Here is a 25,520-nt window from a genome sequence, read left to right on the forward strand (position 1 = left end):
GCCGTCGCGCGCAATGTCGTGGGTGAGCGCAATACATCGGCTTCGACCGGCGACAGCAGTTCGACGAGCGGAGCCGTGCGGTCGACCACTTCGATCGAACGGCCGTCGAGCAACAGCCAGTCCGCCCCCTGCTGCAATTCGAGCCGCAGTGCAAGCACGGCCAGTGGCCAGCCGCCGCTGTCGAACTGGACGTCGACCGCATACGTTTCATGAGCCGCGAAGTCGTGCGTGAACACGTGCTCGGCGAGCGTGTCCGCGCCTGATGCCACGCGAACCCGCAGGTGCTGCGCGGCGGCCGCGACGGCATTCGGGTTCTGCACGTCGACGTGCAGGCCGAGCGGCGTGCCCCAAGGCAGCTGGGCGCCGGGAGGTTGCAGGCTGCCGGTCAGGGGCCCGATGACCATCGGGTCGTAGACGACAGTGATCGCGGCCGGCGCACCCACGTTGCCTGCTGCATCGCGCGCAGTGGCCGATATTCTGTTCGAGCCAACGAGCAATGGCACGCCCGCAAAGTGGACATACCCCTCGTCATCGGCGGCTTGTTCGATCTCGTACGTTCCCGTCCCCAAGCGGGTGATGGCGAATGCCTCCGTCATGACATCGACGTCCACCGAAGGCGCGTTGATGACAGCCCCGTCCGCAGGCGCAACGATGACGACGGCGGGCGCCGAGCGATCTATGGTGAAGCGCACCACGCGCTGGCTGCGGTTGCCTGCGGAATCGCCCGCGCGCACCATCAGTACGTGGCTGCCATCCTCACCGACGGCAGTACCGGGAACGAATACCGCGCCGTCGAGGCGGATCTCGCTTTCCGCGAGATGAAGGTCCTCGATCGTGACGTCAGGAATGACGGCCTGGCCGTACGAGACGCCATCGGCGACACCGGATATCGTGATGACGGGCGATGAAGCGTCGACTTCGAAAGGCAGCGGCGGCGTCTGCGTTTCGTTGCCCCAACCATCGCGCGCGCGCACGCTGATCGTGTGGCCGCCGTCGACGAGTCCGGCAAGCCCACGCGAGTACGCGCCATCCGGGCCGGCGCTGACCGGCTGCCACGTGCCGCCGTCGACGCGCAGTTCGGCTCGCGATATGCCCGAATGCTGATCGACGATTCGAGCGACGAAGGGCACGACAGCAGGCTGCAGGCTGGCCGCCACGGGCGCGAGTACCGTTATCGAGGGTGGGAGGCCGTCGACGACCGCGAAACTTCGGCGCGCGAGCAGGCGCCATTGGCCGATCGGATCGGACGGCAGGCGTGCTTCGAGGATCGCTGCATGTGATGCAAGCGCGAGCGGCGGCGCACTCAACGCCGACACTGCATCATGACTCTCGCCGGCGCCGAGATCGAACGCATCGGTGATCTCGCTTACGAGGGCGTGCCCCGGCTCAGCGGATATGCGCACCCGCGTTTGCACGCCAGCCAATGCGCTGGTTCCCGAATTGGAAACACGGGTGCGCATCAAGGCGCCTTCACCGGCGATGAGCGTGGTCCCGGGCTCGAAGGCAATGCTTCCAGCCAAGGTGACGGCAGGTTCTGCTGCCGACAACGTGACACTTGCATCCACGGACGCTTCGTAACCTGGCGCGGCCAGACTCAGTCGCAGCGTGTAGACACCCTCCGAGAGGCCCGTCGTCGGCCACTCGTCCTCTCGCGACAGCTCATAGCCCGGGAGCAGTGAACCCAGCACCTGCTCGTGGCGCCATTGTTCAACCCCACCGGCATCCAGCGCCACGAGGCGCAGCAGAGCACCATCGATGATCGCGTTGCCGTCCGTATAGACGACATTCGTGCGGACGACGACATCGCGCCCCGCAATCTGCGTCGCTGCATCGGGAACGAGCCCGATCACCACGTGGCGAAGCACGCTTATGGAGAACGCCACTGACCGCTCGTCGAGTGCCAGGCCAGCCTGGTCGAACAGGCGGGAGCGCATGCGGTAGTCGCCTGCAAGGATGCCATGTGCGTCCCAGGCGATCGCGCTGTGCCAATGCTGGTTGAAGCCGAGCGCCTCGATGGCGAAGTCGCCCAGATCCGTGACGATGGCACCGCCGGAGTCGAGCACGTCGAGGTGCACGCGGCCCGTGAATGGTAGGCCGGTGCCGGTCGCACCGACGTCGCCCACGACTGCCTCGCCCGGAGCAAAGACCGCGCGGCCCAACGCGAGATCGAGCACCGGGGCGCCATCGGCGCTCACCGTGAAGGCGGCCGACGCCGTGTTGTTGCTTTCGTTGCTTTCGCGCACCGACAAATCCGGATCGACGGCGACATCCACGCGCCAGCTTCCGGCGGACGCGAGCATTCCGATCGGGTATGTCAGCGATCGCGTCTGGCCCGCCGCCAGCGGGCCCAAGGGCGGAGCGGCGAGCGCCGTACGTCGCCCGTCGGGCGAGATCAAGGTGGCAGCCAGCGAGGGATGCTCGACGTCGATCGAGCCGAGATTGTGTACGGTAACGACCGCTGCATAGCTGTCACTGGTCGTGCCAGTAGCCGGAACGATGAACACGTCGCCCTCGCTCACTGCAAGATCAGGCAGTTCCCCCACAGGCGCATCGACCTCGATTGGAAGCGAACCGAAGCCACGATTTCCTGTCGGGTCGGTAGCACGCGCGACGAATACGTTGGTCGCCATCAGCGGCACGCGACGCGCGCAGAACCATCCCGGAAGGTCGAAGTAGTCCAACCGGTCGCTCGTGCCTGCGAAGATTCGTCCGGACGCGGTCCAGGAAAGCATCGTTCTGTAGCTCGCGGCCGAATCGAGCGGAGTCGTGTAGCCGGCGACGGTGTCCACGAGATCGATGCCGAAGTCATCGAGGATGGCGATGACACTGCCGGATGGAGACGACGCGAGAGCGACGATCGGAGCGTAGCGCGTCAGCAGCAGCTCGTCCGCGCCGGTGGCGATGTCGAATACCTGCAGATCGTCGCCACCGTATGCGTTCATGCGTGCATAGGTGAAGTGCGACCGGTCGCTCCATGCCGTAGCACCCTCGCCACCGAGCGGCAACACGGTTGCGACCGCGCCGCTGGTTGCGTCGACTAGGCGCAGCGTTCCACCCGTATCGACCACCAGTACGTATGCGCCGTCCGGAGACCAGTTCGGTGGCGACACGCGGCTCACCGAGTCGGCATCGATGTCGATGCGCCGGCGTGGGCCGCCGACCGCGTCGACCAGCCACACGCCATGTTCGCCCGTCTGCCCGTCGTCACCGACGATCAGATAGGCGGTGCCCCGTGGATTGACGGAGAACGCAGAGGGCGCGCTGATCGGCACCCCGAGCGGTTCGGGTGCGCTGCCGGGCTCCCAGCGGACATACTGACCCGACGAAGATACATAGTAGAGCGCCTCGCCGCGCGATACCCAGCTTTGCAACCGCGTCCCCGGTTCGGAGGCGTACGACGCGACCCCGTTGTCGATGTCCTGGATTCGAATCACGCCGAAATCATCGATTGCCACGACGCGAGCGCCGGACGGGGCGGGCATCAGCGCGATCGTGTTCGAGGACGTCGTCGAGCCCGCAGCATAGGCCGCTGCAGCCACCGTCGATGCGACACCCAGCGAATTCCTCTCGAGTTCGATCGCAGCGCCTGATTCGGCTTCGCCACATACGTCCGACGCTTCCGCGCGCATCGTCAGTGGTGCATCGGCGGCGGTCGGGTAGGTCAGCACCGGTGGTTCGGGCGCGACGCGATCACGCGGCGTTCCGCTCACCGGTTCGCTCGGCCCACTGAAATTGCCTACGGCATCGACGGCCTCGACGGTGTAGTAGTACGTCGTGCCATCCGTGAGTGGTGCGTCGCGATACTCCGTGGAATCGACATCGGCGACGGGTTCGAATGGCCCGGCAGCGAGCAAGGCGCGACGGACGACGAATTCTGCCGCGGCCACTCCGCCGCCTGGCTGCCACTGGATATCGAGCTCACCACCGGTTGCCGGCGCCGTGACGGTCACCCCGAGCGGCACGCCGGGCCCTTCACCCAGAACGGTCAGGACGAGCGTATTCGACGGGGGCCCCTCGTTTTCGAAGGCATCGTACGCGCGGACCACATATTCATGCGCGCCCAGCAGGAGGCCCGTGTCCACGTACATGCGCGGTTCGTCCGCAGCAACCGTAGCGATGGGCTCGCCGTCGCGCTCGAGGCTGTACCTCGCAACGTCGACCGAACTGCTCGCGGTCCAGCTGAGGTTCGCGGCATTGCCGTCGAGGTCACCGCTGAGCATGACGGGTTCAGGCCCTTGTACGTCGCCGGCGCCAGCCGTGACTGGTTCCGAGGAATTGCTCTCGAAGGCCAGGGTGCTCAGCGCGGAGACGGAGTACCGCCAAGCGCCATCCGTGACGGTGTCGGCGATGCTGGTCGCACCCTGAACCGGGCGTTCGCGGAAGTGGATCTCGGCCAACTGGACGGCCTGGTAACCGAGCGTGCCGGTCATCGTCGAATGCGCCACGATACGGATGCGGGTAGTGCGGTACGGCTGCACGAATTCGACCTGCTGATCCGACTGTCGCGTCCCGCGCATGCTCGCGACCTGGATCCAGGCATGCCCGGACCAGGCTTGCATGTCGAAATTGCCGCTCACGGTGAATATCGACCAGGCGAGATCGGCGCCGACGACGATGCGCGGTTCGACCCACGCGAACTCGATCGTGGGATCATCGGAAGCTTCGGCATCGCCGTCGATGACGGATGCCACCCAGGAACTCTGCGGGTTGCCGTCGACCGCGGCAGCAGCGTCGCCCACGTCACTGGCCGGGGTGGGCAGCTCACCGAGCAGGCGATCCGCTTCCAGTGGCTGGCCATTGCGGAATACCCGGTAGCCGAGCAAATCGGTTTCAGAGTTCGCCGTCCAGCCGAGCTCGACGCGGTGATCGTCGACGGTTGCGACGACACCCGTCGGCACGGCAGGCGCCGATCCGCGATCCACCCACACGTCGGCGGGGCGACTGACGTTCCCGGCGTGATCGGTCACGCGCATCGTGAAGTGATTGCTGCCCCGCTCGAGGGCGTATCCAGGAAACGCGACCACGCCAGCGGTCGACGTCTCGCTTGGCGCTGCGTCCGATATGCCTTGCGGCGTTTCGACGTGGAGTTCGACTCGGCCGGCGCGTGCGCTGCAGCCGCGCAGATCGATGGCAGCAAGTTTCGTCGGTGAGAAGGGTTGTTCCAAATCGATGCCGAATACGTCGACTGCCGCCTCGTTCGATGAGGCCGATGTGTTGCCACTGCTGTCATAGGCCACCACGGAATACGTGTAGTGCGCGTCCCCGAGGCCGGCATCGTCGAACGCAGTCGACCCCGCGTCGAGCGTGCCGACCTCATATCCGTCGCGGTAGATCCGGTAGCCCGCAAGGTCCGGCGCCGCGCTCGCGCTCCAGGCGAGCCTGGCCACGGCACCATCGGCGTGCGCGACGAGGCTCGTCGGTGCCGGCGGAGCGGTCATGTCCGCATAGACCAGATGCACGACCGGCGGCGTCGGATCGACGCGGCCGCCCGCATCGCGCGCGACGGCGCGGACTTCATAGTTGCCGTGCGCGACATCCGATGCCGGTTGCCAGATGATGCGATACGGCGCAGATGTAAGCGGCGCGCCCAATTCGGTCCAATCGCCCGCGCCCTCGGCACGATACGAATAGCGAACTTCCGTGATGTCGGTATCGCGACTGGTTGCGAGGACGGTCACCGACGCCTCGAAATGCGTGCCGTCCGCGGGAGATTCGATCGTCATCGACGGTGGCGCATTGTCGAGCGGATCCAGCATCACCGGCGATGACGGCGGGCTCACGTTGCCGGCACGGTCGATCGCATACACGACGTACGTGTGACGGCCATCCGCAATATGCGCATCGACATAGGCGACATCCGCGAGCGCGAACGGGCGCAGGTCGGCCGGGACGTTCGGCCCGGTCGCATTGACGAGTTGGTTGTCGCGATACAGCAGATAGCCGAGAAGGTCGGCTTCACCGTTCGAGTCCCAGTGCGTTTGCGCATCCGCACCGACGATGCTGGCTACGAGCCCCGTCGGCGCGGCCGGCGGAGCGTTGTCGATGACCACGTCGGCAGTCGCGGTCGCAACATTGCCGCGCGTGTCCTCGGCGTCGAGGCGCAGGTGCACCATGTCGTCCTGCTGGAATTCCGGCGAGCGCGTGTTCCAGGCGGCGAGCAGGCCACCTTGGACCGCCAACGTGCCGTTCGCGATCGCTACGGCTTCCGCCGGACGATTCGTCGCCTGCGCAGTGATGCGGTAAGTCTTGAAATCGTCGCTGCTCGAGGCCGTGCCGACGATTTCGTAAATGCCGCGCACGCGCTCACCGGGGCCAGGATGGTTGATCTGCGCTGTGGGTGGCGTGCGGTCGACCAGCAACGCGACGGTATTGCTGGGGGCGCTTTCATTGCCGGCGGCATCGACCGCACGGACCTGATAGCGCGGGAAGCCTTCAGGGACATCGACATCCACATGATGCGTACCGGACACGGAAGCAGGCGTGATGCGCAGACCGTCCCGGTAAACGAGGTAGCCCGACAGGTCCGCCGCCGCCACCGCGCTCCAGTCGAGTATGACGTCCCGATTGTTGTCCACGCGACCGGTCAAGCCGATCGGTGCCGGAGGCGGTGTCGCATCGATTCGCACGCGAACCTGCTGGGTGGAAACGAGGCCCGCACGATCGGTCGCTACGAGACGCAGCACATAGTCGTTCTCGGGGAGATCGAGGCTCAACGTCGCGAGGCGACCCGCGTCGACAGGCGTGGTGCTGCTGTAGATGTCTGACCACTGTCCACCCGCGGCCTGGGTGGCAGGAACCACACTGAGGCGGTAGCCGGCAAAATGCGCGTCTGTCGCGGTGCCGTCGACGTTGCCGTTGCTGCCCAGGAACCCTCCATCGTTCGGGGCGGTGATCACCGCGACGGGCGGAGTGCCGTCGATTTCGATCCCGTGCACGACCTCAGTCGCGTTGCCTGCTTCGTCGATTGCACGCAAACGGAGCCGGTAGCGACTGTCCGGCAGCTCCGGGCGCCATGCGATCAGTTCGCCGTGCGGAACACTGGCCGTTCCGCTCGATAGCTCCGTCCACGCATCACCCTGCTCCGGCGCGACGGCGAGCGAATAGGACGCCAGGTGTGCATCCTCGATGCTGCCCACAACCGACGTGGCGGTCGTCGACGGGATCAGCGCCCCCTCTGCCGGCGTCTCGAGCGTGACAGTGGGTTGCACGGCGTCCACATCGAACTGCACATCTCGAGAGGTCCTGTTGCCCGCTCCGTCTTGCGCCTCCGCATGCAATGAATAGCGACCTTCGTCGAAGCGCGCCAGCGTCGTCAGAACCGCGTCGCCGGGCTGGGCACCCGCCTGGGAGGCGACCTGCGCGCCATCCGACAAACGTGTGAGACGTGCCTCGTATTGCGTGAAGTGGGCATCTTCGAAGCGCAGTTCGACGGCCGAGGCAGGCGATGCATAGGCGCCGGTTGGTCGCCGCACGTCGACGAGCGGCGGCGTGGCGTCGACGATGACCGCCAGACTTTGGGTTTCACCGGGCCCCACGCCGTCGTGCGCATCGACGCGAATTGCGTAGACGCCGTCGGCCACGACATGCCCCAGCGCATCCAGACCGTTCCATGTGTATCCGGCGCTGCCCGCAACCTGCGGCCCGGAATACAGGCTCGCGACCAGATGGTCCGACGGATCGAACACGCGCACATCCACGATGGCCGCTCGCAGCAGGTCCAGCTGCAGGCGCGTCGAATCCAGCACACCATCACCATTGGGCGAGTAGAGCATCGGCTGCAGCTGGGCACCGCCGATGAGGACAGGCGGATCGCCGAGTACCAGCGGCAAATGCGTCTCCGCGCGATTGCCCATCGCGTCGATTGCCGTGAAACGGATGTCTACCGGCCCTGCGAGCGACCCGCGAGCCCAGTTCTTCAGGACCTCAGGCCCAGGAACCGGCGATGATCCGCTCGCGATCTCCTGCCAGCGTTCGGGGGATTCGGCCGTTGCGACTTCGAGGCGCCAGGAAGCCAAGCGAACATTGTCCTGGACGCTGCCCACCAGTCCCACCACGGCCGAGGTGACCGTGGTGCCTGGCGCAGGCGCCGTCAGGCCCACATCCGGCGGCGTCGAATCAACGAGCGCGCCGTAGACGACGCGAGTGATGTGGGCGCAGTCGTCCTCGGCATCGATCGCGATACCGTACAGTCCATCCGCTGCCGGCTGGCCTTCGATGACGCCGTCCCAGTGGATGTCGATGTCGCCGAAGGCGGAGTCCTGGTGCCACAAGGTTCCGAGGCTTTGGGCGTCGAGGATGAGGGTATTTGTCGCCGGATCGATATGCGCTCGATGCAATGTTGCATCGACGCGAACCGGCTCGTCTGCGCGCAGGAAGAATGATCCTTGCTGGCCGCTTGCCGATATGCCTACGATCGGCTCGGACGCCTGCATGAGTTCCAGTATCGTGTGCGGAGAAGCGCGCTCGACCATCTCGGCAACGGAATCCATGTTGAACGTGCGCTGCGTGCAGACGGTTCCCCCCGACCAGCCCAAACCCTTCACCTGGATGGTGGCTGTGCCGTCATAGGCGGTGAGGTCACCCTTCACATTTGCGGCGCCCCCATCCAGCGAGCGCAGGGTGAAGCCGTTGATCAAGGAATATGCCGGGCAAAGCTCCATATCGGAGTATGAATACGACTCGCCCTTGGCAAGGTAACAGGTGAACAACGAAGGAGACGCCCCACTCCCGAGCAGTAGGCGATAGCTGCCGGGCAACGTGGAATGTAGGTCGATGCTGACGGGAATCGATTGCTGCGGCGGATCTCCCGGCAAGGATTCCTGCATCGCACACACGCGCTCGCCGCTGCGTGGCGTGACGATGGTGGTCGATGGAGGCTGTCGCGTCACCGGGAGCGAGATGGTTTTTGATCGCGAGGACCCATCGACGTAGTCAATGTCCATCCTCGCCTGGTGCTCGCCTTCAGGCCATCCATCCGTCGCGATGACATCGGTTTCATCCAACGGCTGCGATCCGTCGATTTCGCGCAAGACGACGCGCGATCCCGACAGTCCATCGACATAGCTGACGCGGACGTGCAAAGGCTCCGGTTCACCGGGGACGCCTTGTGGCAACTTTTCGATACGAAGTCCTACGCTGATCTTGTTGCTCGGCAACCCATCGCAGTTGTCCACGACTACCGGCGCCGGGCTCATTTCGATCAGCCAGCCATCAGGCGGAACCGAGCACGCGAGCGCTGCGTCGGGCGAGCGGTAGGAGAAACCGGCCGCGTCCGTTCCTGTGACCCAGGCGGCGCCAATCGCTGTAGCGCCCCAAGGAGCATCGAAGAACACCTCGTCATCGTAGAGGTGCGAGGCCGCAACGGTGTGCTCGTTGCCACCTTCGATGTAGTGCAGGATCGCTTCGACGAGGGCGCCGTCCGCGTACTCGACGCTTCGCACGCTTCGCGTGCCATCTGCCGCCAGGCTGCACGTCGGCGGATCGATGCCGCCGACCTGAACAAGCCCTTGGTTCGAATATACCCTGCTGCCGTCTTCCCTTTCGCCACGCAGGCGGACTAGCAGACGTGCGCCCTGCGGAACGGCGCCAAGATCGAGCGGAACACGCAACTCATCGGCGAGCGGCTTCAGGCAAAAGCCCGACCCAGGGCAGAACTCGTCAGCCAAGGGGTAGACGTTGCGCTCGGCCCACTGCTGCGGCGAGTCGGCATCGGCAGTCTCGACGGCGATACGAACGAGACCAGCCACGAGAGCCGCGGCAGAGAGGTAGTCGTCATCGCTGTCACGCTGGACGGATCGCGGTCGCCAATCCCGCATGTCGGGCACGGCGTCGAAAGGCGGAGGCGTGTAATAGAACGACGGGTAGTATTCCGGCCCCACCGTCCTGAGCACGAGGACATCCTCCGCGCGGCCGATTTCCTGGTTTCGGACATTTCCGGCGGGATCGGTAGCCGACAGGCGGAACCGGCGTGCTGTGTAGTTCGAGGCAGGGAGCTCGCGTTTTTCCCAGTTGTTGGGGTCCGTTGGACTCCTCGACGGATCAAGAGAAGCGTTGTTGCGTTCGGCGACAACCGACCATACGCCGTCGTCGCCCGTCCTTGATTCGAGCACAAGGTGCACCGCATTGGCGTCACGCGTCGCCATGCGCACCATCGGACGAACGTCCACATGCGTGACGTCGCGCACGTAGGCCGGTGGAACGTCGCCGCCGAGTTCCGGAGGAAGAGTGTCGAGCGTCAGCCACGCAGCGAAGCCATCAGCGTTGAGCCGATAGCGCCCGTCGGGCAGTGCGTGTCCCGCATCGTCGCGACCGTCCCAATGAAATTCCTGCGCTCCCAGATCCGCGGTGCCGTAGGTTAGATCCACCGTGCGCACGATGGCGCCGGTTGCATCGGTGATGCGTATGGCCAGTGTTACCGGCTGGCGCACGCGGTACTTGGCGACTGCGATGTCGTTGACACCATCGCCGTTCGGCGAGAAGTAGCGCGGCGCCAACGAAAAGTTGTCGATGGCCGAGCTGTCGAAAGACGACGCCGTCGCCAGGGTCGAGACGCTGTTTCCCGCCTTGTCCATGACGACGAGTCGAATGACGAAGGTACCGGGCTGAGGCGGAACCCAAGTCAGGAACTCGTCCTTTAGAACTTCATCGGACGTCGCCGGGGACAAGGCCTGCCAAGCTGACGCGCTCTGGTCCTCGATCGGCGCCCACTCCAGCCGATAGCTCGCGAAGTTCCGATCAGCGGCGATGCCGGTGAGTTCTATCCCCCGCCCCAGCGTCCGCGCGTGCAACACGGCGTGAAGGTTCTGCAGCGTAGTGAACATCCGATCGCCATCCAGGAGCGCTCGCGATTCATCGCCCCAGAGTGCACGCACGCTGGCGTCATCCGACGGCCAATCCTCCTGCAGCACGCCCCGGTCGAGCGTCTGGACCAGCCCGTCGGTACGAATGCGAGCCCCATCGCGCAAGATCAGTTCGGGCCAATCGGGTGCCGGAGCGCCAGCGCAGGGCTCGAGCAAGGGGTAGACGGCTTGGTCCGGGACGGACTGCAATGGCAGCAGTGTGCCGCGCTGGACGACGTCGACATCGCCGTCGTCCGCATCCATCTGGGCATAGGCGCGAATGCCGGGATGCTGGACGAGGACCCAGCCCTCGATGGGCTCGTCGCGGGCAGCGATCTCGCCGTACGAGAGATACAGGCGATTGCGGGCGCGGTCGAGGATCCTGTGTTCGACTCTCGCATCGAGTTCCCGGGCACACGGTTCCCCTGCCAACCTGGGATAAGACGCCGCCACGACGTTGGACGAATCGAACGGTACTGGCGATCCCTCGTTCCCGGAGGGCGAGTAAGGTCCGATCCTCTGCAAATCGGGCAGCGTACGCTCCGACAAGCGCTGGCCACTCGGTGAATAGATCGACAGACGCCGGGTCGACGCGTTAGCGATCACCAGTTGCTCACGACTGTCCAGCCAACCCATCCCGAGATGCGAGATGCCTGCCGACTGGCCGGAGAACCCGCCATGGACGTAGTCAGCCGGTTCGTCCACGAGCGCCCTTCGCGCGCCGCTTGCAAGATCCACCAACTCGATGACGTCGCGGGAATTCCGCCTGTGCACGGCAATGGACTGCAATGTCGGCGACAGTTCCGCGTCGAATTCTTCGTCGGATGCATGCTCCCCGTACTGCAGCTCGATCACAGGCTTGGCCGGATCGCGAGGAATGAAGGTGTCGGGTGGCCCGAAAGACGACCGCAAGAGACCAAGCGGGACGACTTTGAACGCACCGCCTCCCACCTCGCCTTGGAGGTTGCGCAACGGCGTAACCACGTGGCTGTCCACGTCGATCACGTCGAGCATGCCGCTTCGATCCGGACCGACGGCAACACTCGTCGCATCGAAATATCCGAGCACGTTGAAGGCATAGACATCGGGGAATTCGGCCAGCAACACCGGTGCATCCGTCTGGTCGACAGGCGAGTGGACGACCCACAGCGTGGCGTGCCCCGCATGATTGCCGCGCAGGACCGCAACGATGTCACTCCCGTCCTGGCTGAACGCGAAGTCGACAAGTTCCACGGACACGCCATTCGCGATGCCGAACGCGCGAACCCATGCTCCGGAAATCACGGGTACGGCGGACGCGTAGACCGTGTCGCTCCTGTAAACACCGACGGGTGATTGCGCGTTCGCACGCCACAATCCGAACACCTGGTCGTGAAGCGGACTCGATGCCGGCGGAATGCGGGCAAGCATCCCCCGAGGCAGCTCCGTGTAGACGCCGTGCGGCGTACCCACTGCCCCGAGCAGCGACGACTGGTTGTTGTCCACGGTTACGAGTACGGCTTCCTGCGTACTGCCGCCCACCACGACGAAGCGGTAGTCGCCATCCGGGACGACGCGCCCACGCTGATCGCGACCATCCCAAAGGACTTGCCCACGGGACTCCGAGTTGAGCGCCACGCCGGTGAAACGGCGTATGACGTCGTTGACGGCATTGACGACGTCTACTTCGACCTGGCCCGGCACGCCGGCGTTGAAGACGAAATCCACTGCATCCCGTATGCCGTCCCCGTTCGGCGAGATGTAGCGCTCGGTAGCGAAGAAGTCGCCGTTCTGCACGTCGAATGGCAGTACGGCCGTGTTGTTCGCATCGCTGCCCTCGCGCACGTGATCGTCCGGGTCCGCCGTGACCATGACGGCGTGCGAGGACGGCGCGAGCCCGAGGGTCCAGTTCCACGTGAGCGTGGTCGTCGCTCCCCCCGCTATGAGCCCGACCACCTTGTCGGCCCCTACCGCTACGGCTTCCTCCCCATCGCCCTCGAGCAAGCGCACCGTCACGTCGTGCGCATCCTGGTCACCGAGGTTGCGCACCGTCACGCTTGCCTGCACGCTTTGCCCAGGCACCGGCAGCGGCGGCGACAGCAAGATGTCCGCCACGGTGATCGCGAGATCGGGCTTCGTTCGAACACGCAGGGGCCGTACGACGACGTTGTTGTTTTCGTCGATTTCCGCCACCTGGCCGCCGGCGTCGATCATGGCGAACATGCGCTGATCACCACGCAGGGCGAGGTCGGGAACGACCATTGTGGCGGTCATGCGGCCCAAGCCGGCCAAAGACGGGATCACCGTGCTGGCGATGGGAATGCCACCAGCCAGCGGGTCGGTTGCGTACAGGGACACGCGGAATTCCCCGGTCGCGACCGTGCTGAGATTCCGAACGCCGAGCGTCGCCGTGAACGGCTGGCCTTCGAGCGCCGGATCCGGCGCAAGCTCGAAACTCCCACTCTCGAACGTCAGGTCGGCCTGCTCGACGGCGCCGACATCGAAGCCGAGCTCGGCGGAGTTGTTTCCTTCTTCGGTTTCAGCAATCTGATTCAATGGGTCCAGCGCAGCATGCAGCTGCGCCGCGCCGACCTCGCCGGCCGTCCATGTGACGCGTCGATGCACGCTCTGGCCCGCACCGACCTGCAGCGGTGTATCGAAGATCGTCGTCACCGTCCCGCCCTGCGTCACCGTCACCTGCAACAGTGCCGGTGGCGTGTCGACGGTGCCGCGATTGCGGGCAATGACATCGAACTCCACCTCGTGCCCCACCAGCGGCTGTGCGGTCAGCAGCGTCAAGTCTGCCGGCGCGACTTCGAGATCGATGGATGGGCCATATGGCAGCGCAAGATCGACATCGTTGTTGCTCTCACTCGCTTCGGCGATGGCATCGTCCGGGTCGACGCGCAACACCAGATTGGTCGTTGCCGCCACGCTGACCTCGAAGTCGAGCGCGAACGTCGTTGTCCCCCGCGCACGGACGGAAACCGTCGTCTGCGCCAACGCATGCGTCAAGTCCGGCCTCGCATACAAGCGGACGACCGCCTCACCTGCGTCTTCGCCGCCTATGTTGTGCACCGATCCCGACAGGTGGACTGGCTGCGGCAATGTCGTGACCACTGCGGGGTCAAGCGTGATCTCGGCGCGCTGCAGCGCAAGGTCGGGGGCAGTCGATGGCGGGAGGACGGTCGCGGTGAGATGACTCCGATTGTCCAGCTCGCTCGCTTCGATCGCGATTGCGGTGGCATCCAGGATCACCCAGAGCTCGTGCACTCCGGCGAGGTTGCGTGTATCCCAATCCGTACTGATCGTGGTGCTGGAGCCCGCTGCAAGTCCGGGCACGGCTACGTCACCACCGATCTGCGCCCCGCCTGAGTCGGGGTCACCGTCGAACCACCGCAGCACCGTCGCGTCCACCGGGACATTGCCGGAGTTGGTGATCCCGGCACGAAGGATTGCGTGTTCGCCATCGTACGGCTGCGAAGGCGACAATGTCGGAACGCCCGACAGCGCCAGATTGGGGCGCTGGTCGCGCGCGTAGGCCAGCGCCGCGGTCGCCGTCAGATAGATGCTGCCGCCCCAATCGCCATCGATTTGCTGCTGGCTGCGCACATACTGGCGTGCCGTTGCACTTGCCGACGGCGCGAGTGGCAAGCGACCCACGAGAGCATAGGCATCCACGGTGTCAACGAGCGCCGGTTGCGGCGAGAGGAGCCGCGCACCAATCCATTGACTCGCCGCGGCAAGCCTCTGTGTACTGCCATCGTCGCCCTGTCTTGCCCAGAGACTGGCTGCGCTCAACGTGGGCCGCATGCGGCCGACAGTGCCACTGCCGATGCCCACGCTCCCATCGACATTCTGTCGCATACCGAGATGCTGCAACGCCGCCGCCACCGCCAGCGGCTCTTGACCCTGATTGGCGAGCGCCAGCGCCACCATCCCCGTATCGACGTTGTCGGCTACCCATCCTTCCTCTATGGCGAAGCCGCCTTGCGCATCCTGCGCGCGCACGAGATCCTCGGCGTCGAAATTCCCATCCGATCCCATGAGCTTCCACGCGCGCTGGTCGACGTTTGCGGGCGCGTGTTCAGAGATCCACGCACGCGCGCGCGACAATCCCGGATATGCCGGGTCCAGCTCTTCGAGCGCGCGCAGGGCGGCAACCGTGTCGCGCATCGCCGTGGCTGCCCGGTCCTGCCAATGGCCATCCTGAGCCTGATGCGCCTCCAGCCATGCAAGCGCTGCAGCTACGCCGCCCGGCGTGGAGGTCGCACCGCTTCCCTGCAGGATTGCAGGAAGCGCCGTACCGGCTCCGCGCTGCTGGGTAAACATGTGCACCGCTGCGCGTCCGTCGGTCATCTCCGCCAGCTGTTGCTGGAAGCGGATCCGGAAGCGTTCGAGCTCCAGGAGGCGTTCGGCAGGGACTGATTCACCGGGCCGTTTGAGCAGGATCAGCGCCGCGTTGAAATCCCGCTGCGCACTCGCCGCAGAAGGCGCGCGCGGGCCGTTGGCCGCGACGATCTGCTCGATCGTGACGGCTTCAGCGCTGCCGTCGGTCGTGGCACCGAGCCGAGGAAGATCCGTTGCGCTCGCACCACTGCCATTGCGAATGAGGGTGAACGGTGGAACCTCCGACGCAGCAGCCCAGCCGGCCAGGTAGAGGTCGAGCGGACTGTAACGGTGCCTGACGTCGACGCTCCGGAAACTTCCATCAGGCTGGATTTGCCAGTCGTTTCCGTACATGACGGAGCCGTCGGAATCCAGGTAGTAGCTCCAATGCGAGCCCGCATTCCCGATGAGGTCCGCGCTTTCACTGCCACCGGCATCCATGAAACGCACCGCGGCGCCCCAGCGGTGCATGACTTCGTGTGCCAGCGTGTCGACTACTTCGTGGTATTGCGGCGATCCACTCGCGAAGCTGTAGCGCCCCATGGCCGCCATGTCGACATAGCCCTGCAGGCGGCCTGCGCTTCCGAAGTCATTGCTGTAGTCGAACATCGTTCGGCCGATGCCGGCCGTGTCATTCCGAATATGGTTGTAGAACGCGAGCGCGCCTTGCGTTTCGAATTCGAACGTGGTGAAGGCAATCAGAAAGTCGTACTGATCGGGATGATTCGCAAAGAACTGCGTGGCCACCTGTCGGCGTGGCTCATCCATTCCGCGATCGTAGCTGCCGCCGACCTCCATCACGGTGACGTTGCCGATGTCCTCCGACGCGGCAACCAGCGCGGGTTCCGCCGCGGATTTGGCGGCCGCCGGTCGGACGAATTCGTCGCAATCCTGCAGGTCCGGCATCGCGCGCGCAAAGGGGCAGCACGCGGCAAGCGAGAAGAACCACGCGATCGCGGCCCGCCGCTTCCAGCCAGTGCTTTGACGATGATGGTTACGCACGCTCCCTCCCTGGACTGTCGGTTACCGCGCCCGCTTCTCCATCGATGTCGGCTGTGCTTGGCCAATAGGGATTGGCGGAAGCTCTGCGGTCGGTGGCAGCCGAAGCCGTATGGGCGCACCCGTGGCAACGCGCATGCGGGCGCGAACACCACTCCGCGGCAAGACACTTTCGAAGTCCGCTCCGTCGGGCTGGACGGAGACCAGTCGCCAGCCCGAGCCAGCAATGGAATCGCCTTTGGAGTAGCGATGTACTCGCCCTGTCCCGTCGCGCACGACGATGGCTTGCACATCCACGGCGCTTGCCGCAAGCAGAGTTGCGCCTTCATTTCCGGCTGCAACAGCCTTCGCCGCGCAGGCAAATAGCACAGCAGTGATGAGCCCGCATTTCTGATTGCGCCGCATAGCCCCCCCCCCGTTCCCGATGGCCACGGCGAGCGCGAGCAGAAGCGCAGTAGAAATCCAGGCCGGGCCGACTTCCCCCGAAGTCAACGCGATGCTCACACGTCGTCCGCCGCAATTTCAAGACGGGTCACGTTGTCTTTTGTTCTTTTCAGCGTATTGACTACAAATGGATTGACAATTTCCTACAGGAAGTGAAGGAGAATGCCCATGCAAACGTTTACGTGATCGCACGGGAGCGATGGGCGCTCCGACTCACTCGAGGAGGGAGCCTCGTGTGACCAAAGCCGCCCGGGAAAGCGGTCCGCCACGAACGCCCGCATCGAAAGCACGGTGACCAGCCCAACAGCCAGCCTTTGCGCCCTGCGAGTGGACTGCGATTCCCAACGTTGGGCCGCCGTGCTGTGCGAATTTTCGTACACGACGGCATTGCCGATTCGTACGCGCACCACCGTACCCGGCGTGCGCTCCGTGGTAGCGTGGCGCTGTTGGACGCGTGGTCGGCGGGAAGGTCGGGGCGCCTTCCGGTTTCGAGGGCGCTATCGGCACTTTCGCCGCAGCTGCCGCCCACGCCGCGATCCAATGGAAGATCGCATCGCTCCAGTCATTCCGGAAATGGCCATCCACGCTCGAGGAGGTCTCCGATGGAACTGCATCGCGCGTCGCTTCTTCGTTTGTTCACTGCCCTTGCGTCCGCGGCATCGGTGACGGCGTGCGACCGGACCCCGCCGCCGCCCGCGCCGGCCGCTACGCCGGCCACACCCTCCTTGCCGGTCGCGAGTGATCGGCCCTGCAACAACGCGGGGGCGACGAAAGATCCGCACTGGGTGTGCCAGGCGGCGCCGCATGCGCGCACCGCGGTGGTGTTCGTGCACGGCATCTTCGGCGACACCAACGGCACCTGGGCGAACGACAACGGGCGGACGTTCTTCGACCTGCTCGCGTCCGCGCCAGGCATGCAGGGCAAGCTCGACCTGTTCGCGTTCGGCTTCACCTCCACGATGTGGGGTGGCGGCTCGCTCGACATCCGCGAGGCGGCGAACAAGATGGAGAGCTACCTCGCGTTCAACCACGTGTGGGACTACGACTCGGTCGTGTTCGTCGCGCACAGCATGGGCGGGCTCGTCACGCTGCGCGAGGTGATCAACCAGCCGCAGCATCGCGCGAAGGTGCCGCTGGTGTTCCTGTTCGCGACGCCTACGGAGGGTTCGCAGATCACGGCCGTCGCGCAGTACGTGGTCGACAACCCGGCGATCAGGCAGATGTTCATGGCCAATGGCAACGACTTCCTGAAGCTGCTGGACGAGGACTGGCGGCGCCTTGCGCCCGGCGATCGCCCGCACGTCGCGTGCGCGTACGAGAAGAGCCCCACGTACGGGCAGATGATCGTGGCGTGGTCGAGCGCGACGCGCCTGTGCGACGGCACGCCCGATGCGATCGAGGGCGCCAACCATCTCACGCTGGTGAAGCCGGACCGGCCGGACCATCCGTCGGTGATCGCGCTGGTCAATGCGATCAACACCTATGCGCCGGTGTCCGCCGACCAGGCCCTGCTCGACATGCCGGACTTCCGCCAGGACGGCGACCACTGGGCCTATACGCTGGCCGACGCGGATGCGCGCAATTCCGCACGCCTGCGCAACACGGGTGCGCGCCGCCTAGCGTACGAGATCCGCGAGATCTCGAGCCAGCGCCTGCTCGTGTGGCCGGCCGAGCAGGCCACGATCGAGCCGGGCCAGACGGACACCGTCAGCTTCGCGCTGCTGCACGGCAAGATCGATCCGCAGTACAGCCTCGTGATTCGCGCGCGGCCGTTGCCCGACCGCACGGTCATCGTGAACGTGCCGGACGTGCAGGCGGTGGAACGGCAACAGCGTGCGCTGGTCGAGACGATGTCGGCCGGCATTTCCGACTACCTCGCGTCGGCCGGCACCGTCGACGAGCTCAAGCGGCTCGGCGAGGACGAGCAGCGCACGCGCGTCGCCGACGCCGCGCGCAGGGCCGCGGCCGCCCGCATCGGCGAGTTGCCCGAGGGCGCGCAATGGGTGATCACCGCGGATGCCCTCGCGGAGGTCGGCTGGCCCGCGCTCGCGACGAGCGCGTTGCGCAAGACCGAAGCGGTGTCGCCGAGCCTCGCGAAATCACCGGCGGCCATCGCGGTCGCGGACACCGTCGCGACGCAGTCGGGTGCGCTCAAGGTCTTCGACTGGCAGGCGGAGCGCATCCCGGACCCGCCCGCGTCCGGCGAGCCGAAGACATGGGCGTACATCACCGCGGGGAACGCCGCGCACTGGTCCGCGCTCTCCGAACGCCTCGGCGAAGTACCGGCGCTCGCGCCGGAAGGCCTCAACCTGAAGGGCGACGTGTTGTCCGTCACCGGCCAGAACACGGATGCGAAACGCGCGTACACCCGCGCTGCGCAGTTGCGCGACTCGCCGTTGTCGAAGCAGCGCATCCGGACGGTGGATGCGCAGTTGCGGCGGCATGATGTGCAGGGGTGAGGCGCATCCACTGCCCTCCCCTTGCAGGGAGGGCAGTGGATGCGGGCTGCGCTCGCCTACGGCGCGGTGGACGTGGCCGCGGCGAGTGGCGTCGCTGCGGGGCTGTCGGCATCGACTGGCGTGTCGGCCGGCGGCACCAGCGGCATCGCCTCCGTCGCGGCACTCGCGCGGTAACGCCGCACGAAGGTCGCCCTCACCCGTTGCGAGTTGTTGAAATACGCGGTCCAGATCATGGCCGCGATGAGCATGCGTGCGGCTTCGAAGCCGGCGCCTTGCGCGTCTTTCGCGGCCAGCACGGGCGCGGACAGCGCGCTGTCGACGAGGGTGGCGAGCAGTTGCAGCCACAGCAGGGCAATCATCAGCCGCGGCAGGCTCGTGCGGCGCTTGAGGAGCAGCACGAGCAGCAGCACGCAGAACGCGCTGCGCATGACCTCTGCTGCACACTCGTACAGGATCACCGGTGCCCACAAGGCGTGGTAACTCGGCGAGGCGGGGTCGGTGAGCGTGGACCAGGCATCCGCGTCGATGTGGAGCAGGGTCCGCAGTATTGCGAGGTCGGCCACCGGGACCGCGACAAGGCCCAGGATGGGCAGCACGAGCCAGCCGCCGAGGCCGACCGGGCCACCGCGGCGCTCGATCGCCATCGGCGCGGGATCCCAGCGATAGAGGTAAACCGCGCCGATGAAGGCGGCGATGATCGTGGCCAGCGTGAACAGCCACACCGTCCAGTTGATCGGCGGCGGCGCGCCCGAGGCCTTCGCCACGGACCATTTCAGTGCGTAGCCGAGACCCTCGCGCGCCTCGCGCAGGTGGGCGACGTAGCCGGCGATGTCGTCGACCGCGACGTGGTCGGCGCGTGCGACGTAATGGTCGGTGATGAGGACGCGGTGGTCGTCCGGCAGGGTGATGGACCGCTCGAACAGGAACGCCGGGTCGTCGACGTGCGATGAGCGCTCCGCGACCGAAGTCCTCATCGGCAGGAGGATCTCCGTCGTGGTGGTCGCCTCGAATGGATGGGCTCGCCCGAGCGGTGCATGACGGATGGTGGAATCGGGATCCTGCAGCAGGCTTTCCGTATCGGGGAAGCTGAATTCGGCCGTCATCGTGCGGCCGTCGGCCGACGCGTGCGGGAGGCCGCCGAGCGTGTAGTGCTCCACCACCGTGTATGCGTTCTCGGCGGCATCGTCGTGCGTCTCCATCGGCGCGGCGAGTTCGATGTGCGGATAGCTGCGCGCGTAGAAGTTGAGCGCATTCTTCTGCATGTCCGCGCTCGGGTTCGTGCGGTACAGGTTGCGCTTGTACTCGGCGTGGCCACCGCGCGAGGTGGTGGTGACGGTGTACTCGACCGGCTGGTCGAAACCCTTGCGTGCGTCGATCACCACGGCCACCAGCGTGCGTGCGGCCGCCTGCGACGGGTTGTCCATCGGCACGAGGCCGGTGGTGCCCGGCGCGACGAGCAGCGCACGCCCGAAGTCGGGCTGGTGCACCTGGTCCAGGCCGGCACCGTCCTGGCGCGGACGCGTGGGATCGAGCCAGTAGTCCTTGCCATCCACGCGCACGCGCGTGATGACATGATCGAACGCGTACGGTTGCGGCAGGCGCCCCTCGATCGCCTTGTCGATCGAGGTATTGACCAGTGCCGGCGTCGCTTCGACGTGCAAGGCGCGCAGCATGGCGACGAGCAGCACGGCCTTGTCCTTGCAGTCGCCGAAGCGGCGCTTGAGCACGAGGTCGGGCGGGTTCGGCGCGTGCGAATTGACGCCGATCTCCACGCCGAGATAGCGGATCTCGCCCTGCACGAACTGCAGCGCGGCCATCGCGCGCGCGGCCGGCGTGGCGTGCGCGGCGGCGATGCGATCCACCTCCGCGCGCAGCGCCGCGCCGGGCGGCTGTCGTTGCGCATACAGCGGCAGCGCCCATTGGACGACCGCCGCCCAGTCCGGGTACGCGCTCCACTGCACCATCGGGTAGGGGTCGTACCACGCCGGCGCGTCGGATTCGACCACCAGCGGCTCGACGTCGTCGATCGACCACTCCACCTCGCGCGTGTCGCCGACGTCGCGCGTGGTCGGCACGAGGTCCGTGTTGCGCGTGCGCACGATGGGCGGATGCGCGCGGTCGAACAGCAGGCGCTGGTGGATGCGCCCGACCGGCTCGGTGTAACGCAGCATGGAAACGCCGAACGGCCGCCCGCCGAACACGGGGTTGCTGCCGCGCACGGAGTAGGCGTAGTCGACGACGTCGCCGACGCGCACGTCCTCGAGGAAGATGCTCGCGCTCTTGCGGCCGTCGTAGATGCGCTCTTCGAGCCCGGCCTCGCGTTGCAGCAGGCGCACCTGCGCAGTGCGCAGGCGCGACGTGGCAACGCCGTCGCGGATCACGTCGATCGAGTGCAGCACGAGGGTCTGGTACGCGGGGTCGAAGCCGATCTGGATGTTCGCGATCGACTCCACGCCCGACGCGTTCAGCGCCTTCACGGCATAGCGACGATACTGCGCGGGCTCGCCTCCGGTCGCGCGCAGTTGCGCGTCGATGAGCAGGTGGAAAGCGCCGTCGACGAGCTGTTCCTGGCGGATGACGGGCTGCTCCGGTACCGCCACCGGCCGCACCCACGCGGGCGTCGGGGCGATCGTGTACTCCGCCGCCCGCGCATTCCCACCCACGACGGCGGCAAGAATCGCCAGCCACACCGCCACCGCGCACATGGACGCGCGCCAACATCCTTGCTTCATGGATCTCCCCTGCCCCTGCATCAAAGGGCCATTATGCGGGCGGGCGGGTCGGGAAGTGGATTGTTGGCTTTCGCGGCATGCCGCGGACGCGTCCAGACACCCACGACCGCGTCGAGCGTGCGACACATGGCCCTTCGACTCCGCGCCTGCGGCGCTGCGCTCAGGGCGAACGGTGATGAGGTGCTCCCCCTGCCGATCAGGCTGAGGGAGGTCGCGCTCCCGCCCATCCTTTCGCATTGAGCGAAGCTCGCGGTTCCCCGTTCCGTTCGCGTCGAGCGAAGCTCGCGCAGCGAGCGTAGTCGAAGCGCCCCCGACCGCGGGGAACATGCGGCCCGGCCCTTCGACTCCGCGCCCGGAATGCTGCGCTCGGGCGCACAGTAATGAGATGCCTCCTGCGTGGGCGTTGAACTCTCCTCACTTCGACCAGACGCGCCAGGCAGCCGGCCTCAGTGCATCGCGGATCGGCGCCATGATTTCGTCGAACTTCAGGATGAGCTTCTGGTAGCCCTTGTTCCTCGGGTGGATCTCGTTGATCCACAGGGTCGGGTCGCCGATGGGCGTCAGTACGCCCTGGGTTTGCGCGATCAGCAGGCGCACATTCGTCTGCGTGTGCGCGTTGAGGTCGTCCGCAAGGGTCGTGAGACGGGCGGCGAACTGCTCCAGCAGCGCACGCGGCACCTCCGGCCGAAGGTCGGGAGGAACCTTGTTCCGGACCAGGTCGTCGTACATCCACGGCCCGCTCACCTGCCACCGATCGAGCAGGCGCGCTCCGCGCTTGTCGGGAACCAGGAAATCGTAGACGTGGGTGACGATCTTGATGCCCTTGTTGGCCGAGCTTTGCTCGCAGAGGCGAAACACTTTCCGGTAGTTCTCGAGCGTCTTGTCCATCTGCGCGGACACCGCTACCTGGTTCAGCAGGTCCCTGCCCGACGTCTGCCCGGAATACTTCACGATGTAGTCGCCGAACCGGGTGTGGCGCTTGCCGTCGATTTCGGTGGTGCCGACGAAGTCGTTGCCGCCCATCGACAACAGCAGGAAGTCCCACTTGCTTTGCCGGATCGCGCGGGAGAGCTGCTCGAAATAGTCGCCGGTCGTGAGCTCTTCCGACGTCGCACCGGCCTTGCCGCGGTCGAGGATGCAATACCTCTTCCCGCCCGGCTGCGGGAGTGCCTCCAGCGCCCGGATCAGGTTGATGGGTGCGGGCAGGTCGAACAGCGTCGGGTACTTGAACCAGGAATCTCCCAACGCGTAGATCATCGCCGAGGGTGGCTTTCTCGTCATGCCGGGCCGACCGGGCACGGGCTCGGAGGCTGCGACCCTTCGATTCTTCGCCGATGATTTCCTCTTCGTGGCCATGTGCTATCTCCGGTGTCACCGTGGACGATGCGGACGCGTTCGGTGCGCTGGCACGACGGGGACTTCGCGCACGGGTTGCGCATGACATGGCGCATCCGCCAGGCGGTCGCCGCGGGCGAATGCGTCGGTGCGAACAGCACCGCCGACCGTGTTCATGAAATCCCCTGTAGATCCCGTCGCGTACCCCGCGCCGTCTGGCATGCGAAGGCTTAGCAGATCGGCGCTGCGTGTGCACGCATCGCGTCGCTGTTGCTGCCTTGCTGGATTTTTGCCCGGACAATTGGTTGCGCGATTGTGTAGGAAATGTCCTACAGGAGTTCGTGGACAAGTCGTACGCGGCGTTCGCTCGTCCTCAGGTCGAACGGATCGCGCAGCTGCGCGGACAGCCGCACCACGCCGTTCGCGTTGAGCGGAGCGCGCGGAGCGCGCGCAGTCGAAACGCCCGCGACTTCGTGAAGCGTGCGGCGCATGGCCCTTCGACTCCGCGCCTGCGGCGCTGCGCCCAGGGCGAACGGTGATGAAGTGATCCCCCCAACCCGTTCGCGTTGAGCGGAGCGCGCGCAGCGCACGTAGTCGAAACGCCCGCGACTTCGTGAAGCGTGCGGCGCATGGCCCTTCGACTCCGCGCCTGCGGCGCTGCGCTCAGGGCGAACGGTGATGAAGTGATCCCCCCAACCCGTTCGCGTTGAGCGGAGCGCGCGCAGCGCGCGTAGTCGAAACGCCCGCGACTTCGTGAAGCGTGCGGCGCATGGCCCTTCGACTCCGCGCCAGCGGCGTGCGCCCAGGGCGAACGGAAGTCGTGGAATGGGCGAAGGAGTGGAAAGGCCGGAAGCCTTCGGGAGGACCCGAAGGCTTCCAGCTTCCACGACTTCACTCAGGCCTTGCGCCTTGCATGCGCCGCCGCGCCGACCAATGCGAACTCCCGCGCGCGTCCGCGATGCTCGCGGCCGCGCTGTCCGGCCGCCGTTACCGATCCGTTACCGCGCGGTTGTCCCGCCGTGCCGACGCGGCGGCGGCCGCTGCCTAGCATGCCGTCGCCCGCCACAGCGCGGCCAACACGGCCGTGGCGCCGGGCATCACCGCCGCAGGGAGAAAGAGTTCATGGCCATCGCAGTACCCGTTCGCGTCCTCGCCGCCGCCGTCCTGGCCTGGGCGGTCTGTCCCATCCTCGCCCAGACGGTAGCCTCGAAGGTCGTCGCTGGCGACGGCCGCGCCGTCGGCACGAGCTGGCTGGTCGCCCCGGTCGCGGGCACCTGCTGGGCAACCGACGTGGATTTCGCCGACGCGCGCCACGGCCTGGCCTCGTGCGCCTTCAGCGCGGCCATGAGCACCAGCGACGGCGGCCTCACATGGACGGCGTTCCCCACCGGCCTGCAGCAGTCGCTGGCGTTCGCGCACGCGACGAGTGCGAGCGAGTGGTACCTCGCGCGCGAAGGCCTGTACCGCAGCACGGACGCGGGCGCATCGTGGCAGGAGCTGGGCCAGCTCGGCGCCAACGGCGGCGGCGTGCAGGACGCGTACATCGACGGCCCGCAGATGGTTGCACTGCACGGCGGCGCGCTCTCGCGCAGCACCGACGGCGGCGTCACCTGGCGCGTGCGCTTCCCTGCGCAGAGCGACGTCTACCTCGAGGAGCTGCACTTCCCCACCGCCACCACCGGCTACGCCACCGGCGGCATCACCACCGAAGCGCTCGACCAGGGCAGCGTGGTGCGCACCGAGGACGGCGGCGAGAACTGGAGCTTGCTGCCCTTCACCCACGGCCACATCACCGCGGTCGATTTCCGCGATGCCCTGCACGGCGCCGCGGTGACGATCGCGGCGGAGGTCTACGTCACCGCCGACGGCGGCGCGAGCTGGCAGCAGGCAGGCGCACTGCCGACGGGCACCTACGTCAACGATCTGGCCATGCGCGACGCGCAGCGCTGGTTCGCGGCCACGCAGACCGGATGCATCCAGGAAACCCGCAACGCCGGGGCGTCGTGGACGCCCGCGTACTGCGACCCGGACGGGCGCGAGGTGACCGCGCTCAGCTTGCGCAAGGGCGGCGCGGTCGCCGTGGGCAACTACGGCTTGGCGATCTTCGAGGACACGATCTTCAACGACGGCTTCGAGTGACGGCGACGCCGCCATCTCCACACTGCGGCATACCGCCGGCCAGGCTGCGACGCCCGGTCCGGCGTCGCGCTCCCGCCCGCGCCGATACGGACGGGCAACGGACAGTTGGCATGGCGGCGCTTTGAACGGAGTGGGCCCGAACCGCTGCAACGGAGGGCGCCGCCCGTCGATCGATCCGATGCCCGGCGCCGTGCCGGGCATCGTCA

The 25,520-nt window shown here is 66.4% G+C and carries 6 protein-coding genes (1 of these 6 running past the window's edge); 2 read left to right on the top strand and 4 right to left on the bottom strand.

The window, feature by feature from the left end:
- Positions 1–16,208 carry the 5' portion of a CARDB domain-containing protein gene (locus EV148_RS14815; protein WP_131999625.1) on the bottom strand. It extends 1,453 nt beyond the left edge of the window, so only the first 16,208 of its 17,661 coding nucleotides appear in the window; it begins with the start codon at positions 16,206–16,208; its stop codon lies beyond the left edge, outside the window.
- Positions 16,209–17,476: 1,268 nt separating this feature from the next.
- On the opposite strand from EV148_RS14815, the gene EV148_RS14820 reads away from it, so the two are divergent.
- Positions 17,477–19,108: a lipase family protein gene (locus tag EV148_RS14820; protein ID WP_131999626.1), complete on the top strand. Its 1,632-nt coding sequence runs from the start codon at positions 17,477–17,479 to the stop codon at positions 19,106–19,108.
- A 56-nt stretch (positions 19,109–19,164) separates the two neighbouring features.
- Here the strand turns inward: EV148_RS14820 and EV148_RS14825 are convergent, their stop codons facing one another.
- The 3 genes from EV148_RS14825 to EV148_RS18555 all read right to left on the bottom strand — a co-directional run bounded on the left by EV148_RS14825 (position 19,165) and on the right by EV148_RS18555 (position 23,666).
- A complete protein-coding gene (locus EV148_RS14825) occupies positions 19,165–21,840 on the bottom strand; it encodes a DUF3857 domain-containing protein (RefSeq protein ID WP_158287489.1) in 2,676 nt (891 codons plus the stop codon).
- Positions 21,841–22,254: 414 nt separating this feature from the next.
- Positions 22,255–23,196: an SGNH/GDSL hydrolase family protein gene (locus tag EV148_RS14830; RefSeq protein WP_131999628.1), complete on the bottom strand. Its 942-nt coding sequence runs from the start codon at positions 23,194–23,196 to the stop codon at positions 22,255–22,257.
- A 308-nt stretch (positions 23,197–23,504) separates the two neighbouring features.
- Positions 23,505–23,666: a hypothetical protein gene (locus EV148_RS18555; protein WP_158287490.1), complete on the bottom strand. Its 162-nt coding sequence runs from the start codon at positions 23,664–23,666 to the stop codon at positions 23,505–23,507.
- A 631-nt stretch (positions 23,667–24,297) separates the two neighbouring features.
- Here EV148_RS18555 and EV148_RS14835 point away from each other — a divergent pair.
- A complete protein-coding gene (locus EV148_RS14835) occupies positions 24,298–25,314 on the top strand; it encodes a WD40/YVTN/BNR-like repeat-containing protein (protein ID WP_131999629.1) in 1,017 nt (338 codons plus the stop codon).
- The last annotated feature ends 206 nt before the right edge of the window (positions 25,315–25,520 follow it).

It is taken from the genome of Dokdonella fugitiva, from assembly GCF_004342425.1.
Classification (GTDB): Bacteria; Pseudomonadota; Gammaproteobacteria; order Xanthomonadales; family Rhodanobacteraceae; genus Dokdonella_A; species Dokdonella_A fugitiva.

Excerpts from the sequence above, each read along its gene's own strand:
- EV148_RS14825 (WP_158287489.1), bottom strand. The coding sequence starts at position 21,840 with ATGAAGCAAGGATGTTGGCGCGCGTCCATGTGCGCGGTGGCGGTGTGG.
- EV148_RS14830 (WP_131999628.1), bottom strand. The coding sequence starts at position 23,196 with ATGGCCACGAAGAGGAAATCATCGGCGAAGAATCGAAGGGTCGCAGCC.
- EV148_RS18555 (WP_158287490.1), bottom strand. The coding sequence starts at position 23,666 with ATGCGCCGCACGCTTCACGAAGTCGCGGGCGTTTCGACTGCGCGCGCT.
- EV148_RS14835 (WP_131999629.1), top strand. The coding sequence starts at position 24,298 with ATGGCCATCGCAGTACCCGTTCGCGTCCTCGCCGCCGCCGTCCTGGCC.